Source organism: Glycomyces sp. NPDC050141, assembly GCF_055586545.1.
Window position 1 is genome coordinate 1 of record NZ_JBVJHZ010000071.1, and the last position, 13077, is coordinate 13077.

Genomic DNA, 13077 nt, shown 5'->3' on the forward strand with positions numbered 1-13077 from the left:
CCCGACCCGCTCCTCCCTGGCTTTTCCCTCCCCCCCCCCCCCCCCCCCCACACCCCCCCCCCCCCCCCCCCCCCCCCCCCTCTTTCCTCCCCCCCCCCCCCCCCCCCCCCCCCCCCCCCCCCCCCGGGACGGGCTCAGCGGTCGGCCATCGGCAGGTAGACGCGGTTGCCGGTGCGGGCGAACTCCTGCGACTTCTGCAGCATCCCGGCGTTGATCTCCTCCTGGGTGGCCTCGGCGCCGTCGCCGCCGAACTGGTCGGCGATCTCGTGGCTGATCTTCATCGAGCAGAACTTCGGGCCGCACATGGAGCAGAAGTGCGCGGTCTTCGCAGGCTCGGCGGGCAGGGTCTCGTCGTGGTACTCGCGGGCCCGGTCGGGGTCGAGCGACAGGTTGAACTGGTCCTGCCAGCGGAACTCGAAGCGGGCTTTCGAGAGCGCATCGTCCCAGGCCTGCGCGCCGGGGTGGCCCTTGGCGAGGTCGGCGGCGTGGGCGGCGATCTTGTACGCGATCACGCCGTCCTTGACGTCCTCGCGGTTGGGCAGGCCCAGGTGCTCCTTCGGCGTCACATAGCAGAGCATCGCGGTGCCGAACCAGCCGATCATGGCCGCGCCGATCGCGGAGGTGATGTGGTCGTAGGCGGGCGCGACGTCGGTGGTGAGCGGGCCGAGCGTGTAGAACGGGGCCTCGCCGCAGATCTCCTGCTGGAGGTCGACGTTCTCCTTGATCTTGTGCATCGGCACGTGGCCGGGGCCCTCGCACATGACCTGCACGTCGTACTCCCACGCGATGTGGGTGAGCTCGCCGAGGGTGCGAAGCTCGGCGAACTGGGCCTCGTCGTTGGCGTCGGCGATCGAGCCGGGGCGCAGGCCGTCGCCGAGGGAGAACGCGATGTCGTACTCCGCGAAGATCTCGCACAGCTCGCGGTAGTGCGTGTACAGGAAGTTCTCCTGGTGGTGGGCGAGGCACCAGGCGGCCATGATCGAGCCGCCGCGCGAGACGATCCCGGTGACGCGGCGGGCCGCGAGAGGGACGTAGCGCAGGAGGACCCCGGCGTGGACGGTCATGTAGTCGACGCCCTGCTCGGCCTGCTCGATGATCGTGTCGCGGTAGACCTCCCAGGTGAGCTTCACCGGGTCGCCGTTGACCTTCTCCAGGGCCTGGTAGAGGGGGACGGTGCCGATCGGGACCGGGGAGTTCCGCATGATGTGCTCGCGGGTCTCGTGGATGTGCTTGCCGGTGGAGAGGTCCATCACGGTGTCCGCGCCCCACTTGGTGGCCCAGGTGAGCTTCTCGACCTCGGCGGCGACGGAGTCGGAGACCGCGGAGGTGCCGATGTTCGCGTTGATCTTCGTGAGGAAGTTCTTGCCGATGATCATCGGCTCGGTCTCGGGGTGGTTGATGTTCGCGGGCAGGATCGCCCGGCCCGAGGCGATCTCGGCGCGCACGAACTCGGCTTCGAGGCCTTCGCGGACGGCCACGAACTCCATCTCGGGGGTGACGATGCCCTGCTTGGCGTAGTGCAGCTGGGTCGGGCAGTCGAGCTCGGCCCCGCCGTGCTCGATCTTGCTGGCGGCGGCCCCGGCGCGCTCGGCGATCCACGCCTCACGGAGCTTCGGCAGCCCGACCTCGGGATCGGACCCCGGCCCGGAGGTGTCGTACAGCCGGATCGGCGGCTCCCCGCCGCTCAACTCCACCTGGGTGAACGGGACCTTGATGTCGGGCCGCGAACCTTCGGCGTAGACCTTGCTTCTGGCGTTCATGATGTCTCCTCGAATATCGATCGTCCAGCGCCCGCCGTTCGAACCCGGCGGCGCCGAAATGTCAGACCCTTATGTCAGGGTTAAAACCGGGGGCCCACAGATTTCGCAGCGCTTTCGGCGTCCCCGAAAACCGCGCCGGGCACCGAGCGCAGCGGCCCAGTTCGGCGCCGCCCGCAGCGCCTCCGGAAACCGGCCGCCATCCGGCCCACGAACTCGTTGCACCGCAACCGCTCACAGGGCTGCGCCCCGTACACCGTGGTGATGAACCGGGCCCGGGCCGAGGCCGAGACGCCAGTCGGCGGCGGCCTTCAGCGCCTCCGTCACGTAGGCCTTCGCACCCGCGACCGCCTGCGGCAGCGGGTGACCGAGCGCCAGCCGGGCCGCGATCGCCGCCGCGAGCGTGCAGCCGGTGCCGTGGTCGTTGCGGGTCGCAACCCGCGGCGCGGCGAGGTCGAGCATCTGGCCGTCGCACCAGAGCACGTCGACCGCAGACGCCGAACCGCCAGGCACTCCCCCTGCCTCGCCCGGCACACGATCGTCGCGCTCCCCCGCTCCGGCCTCGCGGTGCCCGTCACACTCCTCCACTCCGGCCCCGCGGTGCCCGCCCTTGACGAGCACCGCCCGCGGGCCGTACGTCGCCAGCGCGCGGGCAGCCTCGCGCATGTCGTCGACCGTGTCGATCTCCCGGCCGAGCAGCTGCCGGGCCTCGATCAGGTTGGGCGTCAACACGGTCGCGAGCGGGCCGAGCCGCGCCAGATACGCGGCCGGGTCCCCCGCGAAGAGCGAATCGCCGGTCGTCGTGACCATGACCGGGTCGACCACCAGATTCGGCAGCCGGTCGGCCTCGCCGTACTGCGCGACGAGCGCGAGCAGCGCGTCCCCGCCGAGCATCCCGGTCTTGACCGCCGCGACCCGGAAGTCCCCGAGGACCGCGTCCAGTTGCGCCCGAACGAGATCCGTACCGACCGCCTCCGCGGCGGTCACGCCGCGCGTGTTCTGGGCGGTGATCGCAGTGATGACGCTCGTGCCGTGGACGCCGTGCGCGGCGAACGTATGCAGGTCCGCCTGGATGCCCGCGCCGCCGCCGGAGTCGGAACCGGCGATCGTGAGGGCGACGGGCGGGGTGCGCCCGTCCCCGGCTCGCGGGCCCCGCAGCGAAGGGTGCGCGCCGCTCACAGGTCCGCCATGCCGTCGAAGCTCGACGAGGCGCTGGCCAAGTGGCGCTTGGGGATGCGTCCGGCGAGGCGGGCGGCGCGCCCGGCGTTGACGGCGTCGCGCATGGCGGCGGCCATGAGCGCGGGGTCGGCGGCGCGGGTGACGGCGGTGGCGAGGAGGACGGCCGAGCAGCCGAGTTCCATGGCGAGCGCGGCATCGGAGGCGGTGCCGATCCCCGCGTCGCAGATGACGGGCACGTTGGCGTTCTCGCAGATCAGGGCCATGTTGTGCGGGTTGCGGACGCCGAGACCGGTGCCGATGGGGGCGGCGAGGGGCATGACGGCGGCGCAGCCGGCGTCTTCGAGGCGGCGGGCGAGCACGGGGTCGTCGCTGGTGTAGGGCAGGACGGTGAAGCCGTCGGCGACAAGGGCTTCGGCGGCGTCGAGGAGTTCGACGGGGTCGGGAAGGAGGGTGTCCTCGTCGCCGATGACCTCGAGCTTGATCCAGTTGGTGGCGAAGGCTTCACGGGCGAGTTTGGCGGTGCGCACGGCCTGCTCGGCGGTGAAGCACCCGGCGGTGTTGGGGAGGAGTTCGACGCCGCAGCGCTCGATGACGTCCAGGATGGAGCCCGAGGCGCCGGGGTCGACGCGTCGCAGTGCGACCGTGACGAGTTCGGTGCCGGAGGCGGTGATGGCCTCGGCGAGCTGGGCGTGGTTGGCGGCGCCGCCGGTGCCGAGGATGAGGCGTGAGGTGAAGGTCTTGTCGGCGATTTTCAGGTCGGCGTCGGACCGGGTGATGGTGCGCTGTTCCATGGCTAGCCTCCTTGGGTCGCGGTGAGGACTTCGACGGCGTCGCCGTCGGTGAGCGGGTATTGGTCCCATTCGGAGCGCGGCACGACTTCGCCGTTCAGCGCCACGGCGATGCCGCGGCGGGCGGTGGTGACGGCCGCGACGGCGTCGGCGATGGTCGCGATGCCTTCACGCGCTTCGCCATTGACCTCGATGTTCATGAATCGGCCTCCTGGGCGGATGTGGGTTCGACGGCCGGGCGCGGGTCTCGCGGGGGCCCGAACCGGAGCGGGTCGAAGGCGGCCGGGGCGGCCGTGTCGTCTCCGGCGAGCAGTGCCGCGACCGCGGTGGCGGTGGCCGGGATGAGGGCGATGCCGTTGCGGTAGTGGCCGGTCGCGGCGATGGTGCGTTCGTCGAGGCGGCCGATGAGCGGGAGGTTGTCGGGGGTGCCGGGGCGGAAGCCGACGCTCACTTCGTCGAGGTGGTACTCGGCGATCTCGGGAACGAGCTCGATGGCGTGGCGCAGCAGGTCGTGCACGGCTCCGGCGGTGCCGGTGCGGCGGTCGAAGCCGCGCTCGTCACTGGAGGCGCCCACGACGACCTCGCCGCTGTCGCGGGCGACTATGTAGATCGGGTGGCCTTTCACGAAGCCGCGCACCGTGGTCCGGGGAGTCGGCTGGTCGCCGACGGCGCGGAGGCGGAGGACGGCGCCTCGCACCGGGCGGACCGGCAGGTGCCAGCGAGTGGCCGTGGCGGCACCGACAAATCTCGCCGATCCGCATCCGGCCGCGATGACCACCTGGTCGGCGTCGAGCGCCGCCAAGTCATCAACATGTCCGGCACGCAGTTCGCCCCCGGCACGCTGGGCCGCGACCAGTAGTGCGTCATGTACTACACGCGGATCGACGGCACGGTCCTCCGGAGCGAGCACCCCGCCGCGCACCCGGTGGCTCAGCAGCGGCTCGACCTTGCGCGCGGCGCGCGCCGTGAGCGGCTCGACGTTCCTTGCGGTGAACCGGTACAACTCGGCCTGGCGGTCGACCTCGGCGCGGTCGCCGTCCTCGACCCCGACCACGAGGGTCGGCACGTCGCGGAAACCGATCTGGAGGCCCGACGCAGCTTCGAGTTCGCGGGCGAAGCCGGGCCAGGCGTCGGCCGACTCGGCCATGAAGGGGCCGAGGGCTTCCTCGCCGTAGTGGGCTTCGGTGACGGGCGCGATCATGCCGGCGGCCACGCGCGAGGCGCCCGAGCCCGGGTCGGGGTCGTGCACGACGACCTCCGCGCCGGACTGGGCGGCCCGCCACGCGACGGCGAGCCCGATAGATCCGGCGCCGACGATGGCGATGCGCATCAGCCTTCGCCCGTCCCTCGCAGGAGGCCGGTATCGGGCGAGTCGGACCCGCGGAGACGGTCAGCGAAGTCGTCCGCACCGGACCGGCTGCCCTCCTCGCCAACGGCCGCAAGGAGTTCCGCCGTCGCCTGACGCGGGTCCCCGGCAGCCGAGATCGCACCGACCACGGCCACGCCGTGGGCCCCCGCCTCGCGGCACAGCGCTGCGCGCTCGGCCGTGATGCCCCCGATGGCGATCACCGGGAGGTCGACGGCCTCGCACACGGCGGCCAGGCCTTCGAGCCCGATCGGCTGCGGCAGGCCGGCTTTCGTCGTGGTGCCCCACACGGGGCCGACCCCGAGGTACGTGGCCCCGGCCCGACGCGCGGCGCGCGCCGACTCGGGGTCGCGGGCGGTGCCGCCGATGATCGAGGCGGCCGGGAGGACGCGCCGGGCGGCGTCGATCGGGAGGTCGTCGGCGCCGAGGTGGACGCCGTCCGCGCCGACCGCCTGCGCGATGTGCACGCGGTCGTTCACCAGGCAGAGCGCCCCGTAGTGATCGCACAGCGCGGCGATCGCAGTAGCGAGGTCGAAGGCCGCGCGGTCGGTGTAGTGGTCCTCGGGCCGGACCTGGACGATTCGCGCCCCGGCGATCAGAGCCGCCTCGACGACGGCAAGCGGATCGCGTTGCGCCCCAACAAGTCGGGAGGTAGCGAAGCCATCCGGCGCGGCGGAAGCCGGGGCCGAGCCGGAGGACACCGCAAGCGCATCGCCGATCGGCGCGCCCGCCGACGCCAGCTCAGCACGGCCGCGCGTCGGTGAAGGTTCCGGAGGGAAAGCACCGTTCAAGGGGCCGATCGGGCCGCGGGTGTCGGTGATGACGTGAAGTCGGGGTAGACGAGTAGCGCGCATAGCTCCTTCTCCCTGCGCCAGCATGATCTGGATCAGGTTCGACGGTCGGGACTACCTAGTCCCCTCTCAGCCCGATGCATCGGACTCCCGTGGGTTTTATTCGTTTACGGCCGCTACGCTACGTCATCGCGAGCGGTCCTCGCAAGAGCGGTGTCAGGAAGTGGACACCACCCGGCCCGCGAGGGCCGGGCGGTCATTCGCCGAGCGCGTGGTGCCTGAAGCGGTCGGCGACCTCGGTGCGGACCCGTTCAAGACCGTGAGCGGTCTCCTCGAGCCGCCACAGCCCCATGGTGAGCCGGTGCGCCTCGCGCGGCAGCTCGGAGTGCCGGTACGTCCACTCGTACATGTCGAACAGGGGCCACCACGTGTACCCGACGACGTCGACGCCGGACGCGCGCAGCCCGTGCAGCGCGGCCACCGACTCGTCGAGCCACTCGATCCGCTCCGCGACCGACCCGGTCACGCACGTCTCGGTGAGCATCACCGGCGCCCCGTACCGGTCGGCGGCTTCGCGGACGAGCTCGTTCATGCCCGTGACGCCGTCGTCGCGGAACGGGCGCGGGTCGCGGAAGCCGCCGCCGTGGAAGACCCCGGCCTCGAAGACCTCGGTGGAGTGGCGGGGGTAGTAGTTCACGCCCATGACGTCGGGCAGCACGGGCGCCTCGGCGAACCAGGCGAAGTCGTCGTCGCCCCATCCGTTGGCGCGCAGGTGCTTCTCAAGTGGATGGTCACTGTCCACCTTGCCTGTGACGAGGTCTTCGACGAGGAATACCTGCCCCTTGAGGCGGGCGGCGTGCTCGCGGTGCTCGGGCGCGTCGATGTCGCCGACGTAGCGCATCCCGGCGTCGACGTGGACGAAGACCCCGCGGTCGCCGAGCACGTCGCGCATGGCCCGCTGGGCGAGCACGAAGCCGCGGCCGAGCTGCCCGACCATCGTGCTGAGCCCTTGCGTCCCAGAGAGGTACGGGGGCCAGTACGCGTACTCGCCGGAGAACAGCGCGTGGATCATCGGCTCGTTCACCGGCGTGTAGTCGGTGACGCCCAGGTGCAGGTAGCGCTCGGCGACCTGCGCGGAGTACTCGGCGACGAGCTTCGGGTAGTCCGGGTTCGCAAACTGGTTCTCGAGCCACAGTGGAGTGCCGTAGTGCATGAGGTCCACAATGGGCCGGAGGTTCAGCTCGGCGTACCGGTCCATGACGCGGTCGAGCCAGGCCCAGTCCCAGCGGCCGGGCTCGGGCTGGATGCGGTGCCACGGCACGCCCCAGCGCACCAGTTCCGCACCGGCCTCGACGGCCAGGCCCAGGTCCGAGTGGAACCGCTCGTAGTGCTCGGTGAGCTCGTACTCGTCGATCGGCCGCTCGCCGGGCCCGGCCTGGGGCACGAAGGTGTCCTCGACACCGACGGCGAAGTGGAACCGGCCGTCGAGGTGCCAGTTGGGGGAGCCGGTCATTTGAGTCCTGTCGTTGCGATGTTCTCGATGAAACGCCGCTGGATGAAGAGGAACGCGATGACGAGCGGCAGGATCGCGATCAGCGAGCCGGCCATCATCACCCCGTGCGGCACGATGCCGCTGGGCCCGGTGAGCTGCGTCAGGCCCGAGGTGATCGTGCCCATCTCCGCGTCGGTGGTGAACACCAGCGGCCACAGCAGGTCGTTCCAGTTGTTGACGAAGGTGAAGAGCCCCAGGGTGAGCAGGGCGGGAACGGCGTTCGGGAGCACAATGGACCGGAAGATCCGGAACTCCCCCGCGCCGTCGATGCGCGCGGCCTGGTCGATGTCGCGCGGCAGCGCGAGGAAGAACTGGCGCAGGAAGAAGATCCCGAACGCGTCGGCGGCGCGCGGCGCGATGAGCCCGGTGTACGTGTTCACCCAGCCGAGGTCGGCCACCAGCTGGTACAGCGGGATGAGCGTGGCCTGGAACGGGATCATCAGCGTCGCGATGATGACGACGAGCAGGAGCCGCCGCCCGGTGAAGTCCAAGCGCGCCAACGCATAAGCGGCGAGCGAGTCGAAGACCAGCGCGAAGAGCGTCACGCCCCCGGCGAACACGAAGCTGTTGCCGACCAGCCGCGCGAACGGCAGTTCCGAAGTGACCGTGGCGAGGTTGTCGAGCGTCCAGTCGTCCGGGAGCAGGCTCGGCGGGTAGGCGTTGACCTCGGCCGCGGGCTTGAACGCGGTGAGCACGATGATCGCGATCGGCAGCAGCACGAGGGCGGTGACGGCGACGAACGCGATCGTCGCGAGCACAGTGGAGGGACGGAGTTCCCGGAGGCGCGTCCTCATGCCAGGTCCTTTTCTTTGCGGCCGAAGAACACGAACTGCACGAGGCTCAGCAGCAGGGTCGCGGCGAGCAGCACGTACGACAGCGCCGAGGCGAAGCCGATGTCGAGCTTGCGGAAACCGGACTCGTAGATCTCCATGACGAGGGTCTGCGTCGAGCCGTAGGGGCCGCCGCCGGTCATGACGTAGATCTGGTCGAAGGCCTGGAGCGCGGCGATCATCGCGAAGATGAGCACGAACGCCATCGTGTTGGACAGCAGGGGAAGCGTGACGTTGCGCAGCCTGGACCACGCCCCGGCGCCGTCCATGCGGGCGGCCTCGTAGATCGAGGGCGGGATGTCCTGGAGACCGGCCAGGAAGATCACGAAGTAGAAGCCGAAGAGCTTCCAGACGGCCACGAGCACGACCATGGGCATGGCCAGGTGCGGGTCCTCCAGGACGTTGCCGATCTGGATGCCGGCCCCGCGCAGCCAGTAGTTGAGCAGGCCCACCTGCGGGTCGACGAGGTAGCTCCAGGCGAAGGCCGCCACGGAGAACGACACGACGAACGGTACGAACAGGGCGGTGCGGAAGAAGCCGCGGAAGGGCAGCCGCGGGTTGTTGAGCAGCAGCGCCAGCGCCAGCGCGGAGACGACCGCGAGGGGGGTGAACAGCACCGTGTAGAGGGCGGTGTTGGTGACGGCGTTGAGGATGTCGGGGTCGGTGAAGACGCCGATGTAGTTCTCGAGGCCGATGAACTCGGGTTCGCCGAAGCCGCTGGCGTCCGTGAAGGACAGCCGCAGGGCCGAGAGCATCGGCCAGATCGTGAACGCGCCGAGGATGATCAGTGCCGGGGCGAGGAACGCGGCGGCTTTGAGGCCCCGGCCGGCGGGGCTGTCGGCGCGGCGCCGTCCGCCCAGCGGTGCGGGCGGGCGGTAGCGGCGGCCCGTCGGTGGTGCGGTGTGCATGGTCTCCTTCACTCCCCTGTGGGCGGTGGGGACGCCGAGGGGCGGCGTCCCCACCGTTCGCGTTGCGGTGCTAGTCGAGCGCGCCCTGGACGGTCTCCTGCGCCTCGGCGAGGAGCGTGGCGATGTCCTCGCCCGCGATGGCGCGCTGGGTCAGCTCGTCCACGGCGGCGAGGACGTCGACGCTGTTGACGACGCCCGGCAGGAGCGGGCGGCCGAGGTCGGCGATCTCGGTGAGCGAGGCGACGACGGGGTTGGAGTTGACCGCTTCGGCGGGCACGTCGGTGCGCAGGGGCGGCCAGCCGGAGCCGAGCGACCAGGCGGCGGCGTTCTCGTCGTTGAGGAAGAACGCGAAGAACTTCTCGGCGGCGGCGCGGGCGTTGTCGTCCGCGTCGACGGTGACGGCCATGGCGACGCCGATGGCGGAGGCGGCCTGGGCGACCGGTCCGGCCGGGATCGGGGCGATCGCGTACTCGATGTTGTTCTCGGTGGCGATGGACGCCATCCACGGGCCGCCGATGGTCATGGCGGCCTTGCCGGCGCTGAAGAGCTCGTCGGCGCCGACGCCGTCGACGCCGGTGGGCGAGATCTTGTTGTCGGCGATGGCCTTTTGCCAGTATTCGAGGGTCGCGGCGTTCTCGGGCGAGTCGATGACGGCGTCGACGACCTCGGAGACGATGTCGCCGCCGTTGCCGTAGAACAGGGACGGCCAGAGTCCATTGGCGACGGTGGCGTGGTCGGGGAGGACGACGCCGTACTGCTCGGGGGTGCCGTCGCCGTCTTCGTCCACAGTGAGCTTCTTGGCGGCTTCGACCCACTCGTCCCAGGTGCCCGGGAACTCGGTGACGCCCGCGGCCTCGAAGAGCGCGGTGTTGTAGTAGACGGCCAGCGGCACGAAGCCGGTGGGCACGCCGTACTTGCGGCCTTCGATCTCGATCATCGAGACCGCGCCGGGGATGAGGTTCGCGGTGTTCGAGGACTCGTCGTTGTAGAACTTGTCGAGCTCGGCGAAGGCGCCCTTGTCGGCGTAGACGGGGAGGCGCTCGGCGGGCATGGCGACGATGTCGGGGCCCTCGCCGGCGGACAGGGCCGTCAGCAGGGTGTCGTCGATGCTGGCCCAGGTCTTGACCTCGGTGTTGACCGTGATGTCTTCCTGCGAGGCGTTGAAGTCGTCGACGATGCCCTGCAGGACGTCGCCGTCGGCCTCGGTGTAGCCGTGCCAGAACGTCAGGGTGGCGGGGCCGCCGGTCTCGCTGCCGGAGCAGCCGGTGCCGAGGAACGCCAGCGCGGCGCTGCCGGCGCCGCCGATGAGGACGGTCTTGCGTTTCATGTTCAGTTCCCTCCCAACGCGACAGCGTTGTCTTTGGTAGGTACAACGTCGAGGGGGCCCTGTACTGGGGAACCGTCTTGTACAACGTTGTAATCACGGGAATCGTACGCACGCCCGCTCCGCCGTGTCAACGGGACCCCCGGTTCGTTTCCGTTCCGTTTCCGATCCGTGATCAGATCCGCAACCTGGGGCTTGACCTGCGGGCATTGATGGTCTTACGATGTCCCGCACGCATGATACAACGTTGTAAAGATTGGGAGTCCCATGCGAAGCCCTCAACTCCTCTCGTTCAGGCGAACTGGCGCGATACTGGCCGCCGCCGCTTTCCTCCTCCTCGGCGCCGCCGTCGCGGTCGGCTGGGCCCCGGCCCCTGCCGCGGCCGTGACCACCGGCAACGGCGCGCTCGTCTACGCGCCCGCGGCGGGCAGCTCGTTCAACCCCGAGGGCGGCACGCCCGCCGGGACCACGTACGCCAAGATCATCGTGCTGAAGAACAGCGGCAGCTCGAACGGGACGCAGCTGGTCACGTTCGACCAGCTCGTGCTGCAGAACGGCGTGCAGGTCTACCCGATCTACCGCAGCACCAACGACGGCGCGAGCTGGACCAAGGTCGCCGAGGTCAACCCGAGCCTCCAGTTCCCTGCGCTCACGCGCACCGCGCAGCCGTTCCTGTACGAGGTCACGCAGACCACCGGCGACCTGGCGGCGGGCACGATCCTCTTGGCGGGCATGGTCATGCCCGAGGACCGCTCGTCGAGCCGCCTCGTCGTGTACAAGAGCACCGACCAGGGCTCGAGCTGGAGCTACCTGAGCACCATCGACTCGGGCGGCCCGGCGGTCTACGACCCGTCGCCGACCTCGACGACCACCACGGTGTGGGAGCCCTCGCTCGCGATCGACGGGAACGGCGGCCTGGCCGCGTACTTCTCGGACGAGCGCCAGAAGGCCAGCGGTGTGCTGCAGGCGATCTCCTACCGCCGCTCGACCGACGGCGGCAAGACCTGGGGCTCGCTGGTGAACGTCTCGGCGCCGACCAACCAGAGCGACCGGCCGGGCATGATCACCGTGACGAAGATGCAGGACGGGCGCTACATGGCGACGTTCGAGGTCGTCAACCGTCCCAGCCAGTCGCAGAACACCGCGCCGGTCTACTACAAGATCTCGGCCGACGGCCTGAACTGGGGCACGACCACCAGCATCGGGACGCAGATCAAGCTGGCCGACGGGCGCGGCATCGGCTCCTCCCCGTACGTCAAGTGGGTGCCCTCGGGCGGTCCTAAGGGGATGGTCGTGGTGGCCTCGAAGTGGTCGCTCGACGGCAGCGGCAACATCGACGGCGGCCAGAACTTCTACGTCAACTACAACCTCGGCGAGGGGCCGTGGGAGCGGCTGCCGATGGCGGTCACCTACGACGCCAGCGACTCCCAGGGCGGCAGCTTCTCCGGCTTCGCGCAGGGCATCGACTACAGCGCCGACGGCCGCACGCTCTACCAGGCCACGAACGTCGAGAACACGGTCTCGGACCTGAACGACATCAGGGTCGGCTCGATCCCGCTCGACGCGCAGCAGTACGAGGCCGAGAACGCGACGCTCAACGACGCGACCACCGTCAGCCACGTCCAGGCGGCGAACGGCTCGAAGGTCGGCAACATCAACAACTCCGGCAGCTACGTGCAGTTCACGGTGAACGTGCCGACCGCCGGGACGTACACCATGAACGTCCGCTACGACAACGGGTACGGCTCGGCCGCGACCCACTCGGTGAGCGTCAACGGCGGCACGGGCTCCTCTATCAGCTACCCGGCCACTGTGGACTGGGGCCGGTACGCCTGGGCGCAGAAGACCGTGACCCTGAACGCGGGCACCAACACGATCCGGTTCACCAAGGGCACCAACTTCGCCGAGCTCGACGCGATCCACCTGTACTCCAGCACCGCGCTCGCGCCGGTGTTCCAGCTGCAGAACCGCAACAGCTCCAAGTACCTGGAAGTGCTGAGCGCGTTGACGACCGACGGCGCGGCCGTGGGCCAGTGGGGCGACACGAACAACGCGACGCAGCGGTGGACCGTCAGCGGCACCTCGACGGTGCAGCTGACCAACCGCAACAGCGGGAAGCTCCTGGAGATCCCGTCGGCGCAGACCGCCGACGGGGTGGACGCGGTGCAGTGGGGTTCGACCGGCAGCTCGACGCAGTCCTGGAACGCCGCGACCAGCGGCGGCTGGTGGACGTTCGCGAACGCCAACAGCGGCAAGATGCTGGAGATCGACGGATGCTCCACTGCGGACGGCGCGGTGGCGCAGCAGTGGACTTCGAACGGGCTGACCTGCCAGCAGTGGCGGCTCGTGAAGGAAGGCATCCAGTAGCAGGAAGCCGGTTGCGGCGGGCCGAGCGCCCGCCTCAACCGGCCCGGATGCACTGCAGGCCAAGCCTGTAGCGCGAATGCAATGAGGCGGGGGGGGGGGGGGGGGGGGGGGGGGGGGGGGGGTTTTTTTTTTTTTTTTTTTTGTTTTTTTTTTTTTTCCCGACGTGGGGGTGCGCCCACCTTTTTTCCTCCTGTTTTTTTTTTCCGTTTCTTTTT

General features: G+C 70.0%; 10 protein-coding genes, 1 pseudogene and 1 riboswitch. Of the genes and pseudogenes, 1 reads left to right on the forward strand and 10 read right to left on the reverse strand.

Translation table 11 applies throughout. From position 1 onward, the window contains the following. Nucleotides 1-134: 134 nt before the first annotated feature. From thiC to ACZ60M_RS25085, 10 genes and pseudogenes are all read right to left on the reverse strand, one after another. A complete protein-coding gene (gene thiC / locus ACZ60M_RS25040; protein ID WP_465421911.1) occupies nt 135-1760 on the reverse strand; it encodes a phosphomethylpyrimidine synthase ThiC in 1626 nt (541 codons plus the stop codon). Nucleotides 1761-1991: 231 nt separating this feature from the next. Next, nucleotides 1992-2936, reverse strand: coding sequence for a bifunctional hydroxymethylpyrimidine kinase/phosphomethylpyrimidine kinase (gene thiD, locus ACZ60M_RS25045; RefSeq protein ID WP_465421913.1), 945 nt, complete (start codon nt 2934-2936; stop codon nt 1992-1994). Beyond that, on the reverse strand, nt 2933-3727 hold the full coding sequence (locus ACZ60M_RS25050; protein ID WP_465421915.1) for a thiazole synthase: 795 nt from the start codon (nt 3725-3727) through the stop codon (nt 2933-2935). The genes thiD and ACZ60M_RS25050 overlap by 4 nt, the downstream gene beginning before the upstream one ends. A 2-nt stretch (nt 3728-3729) precedes the next feature. Further along, on the reverse strand, nt 3730-3924 hold the full coding sequence (thiS, locus tag ACZ60M_RS25055) for a sulfur carrier protein ThiS (protein ID WP_465421916.1): 195 nt from the start codon (nt 3922-3924) through the stop codon (nt 3730-3732). After that, on the reverse strand, nt 3921-5054 hold the full coding sequence (gene thiO / locus ACZ60M_RS25060) for a glycine oxidase ThiO (protein ID WP_465421918.1): 1134 nt from the start codon (nt 5052-5054) through the stop codon (nt 3921-3923). Before thiO ends, thiS begins: the two co-directional genes overlap by 4 nt. Before the next feature lie 101 nt (nt 5055-5155). Further along, nucleotides 5156-5719: pseudogene (thiE, locus tag ACZ60M_RS25065) on the reverse strand (thiamine phosphate synthase); the annotation flags it as partial. Nucleotides 5720-5936: 217 nt separating this feature from the next. Next, nucleotides 5937-6043: riboswitch (TPP riboswitch) on the reverse strand. A 94-nt stretch (nt 6044-6137) separates the two neighbouring features. Next, complete coding sequence (locus ACZ60M_RS25070; protein ID WP_465421920.1) at nt 6138-7394, reverse strand: family 1 glycosylhydrolase; 1257 nt, start codon at nt 7392-7394, stop codon at nt 6138-6140. Continuing rightward, nucleotides 7391-8227, reverse strand: coding sequence for a carbohydrate ABC transporter permease (locus ACZ60M_RS25075; protein WP_465421921.1), 837 nt, complete (start codon nt 8225-8227; stop codon nt 7391-7393). Before ACZ60M_RS25075 ends, ACZ60M_RS25070 begins: the two co-directional genes overlap by 4 nt. Further along, nucleotides 8224-9171: a carbohydrate ABC transporter permease gene (locus tag ACZ60M_RS25080; RefSeq protein WP_465421923.1), complete on the reverse strand. Its 948-nt coding sequence runs from the start codon at nt 9169-9171 to the stop codon at nt 8224-8226. Before ACZ60M_RS25080 ends, ACZ60M_RS25075 begins: the two co-directional genes overlap by 4 nt. 70 nt (nt 9172-9241) lie before the next feature. After that, on the reverse strand, nt 9242-10498 hold the full coding sequence (locus ACZ60M_RS25085; RefSeq protein ID WP_465421925.1) for an ABC transporter substrate-binding protein: 1257 nt from the start codon (nt 10496-10498) through the stop codon (nt 9242-9244). A gap of 264 nt (nt 10499-10762) precedes the next feature. Between ACZ60M_RS25085 and ACZ60M_RS25090 the strand changes: the two genes are divergently transcribed. Further along, the gene (locus ACZ60M_RS25090; RefSeq protein WP_465421927.1) at nt 10763-12862 is read left to right on the forward strand and encodes an RICIN domain-containing protein; all 2100 of its coding nucleotides are present in this window, start codon (nt 10763-10765) and stop codon (nt 12860-12862) included. Nucleotides 12863-13077 lie beyond the last annotated feature (215 nt).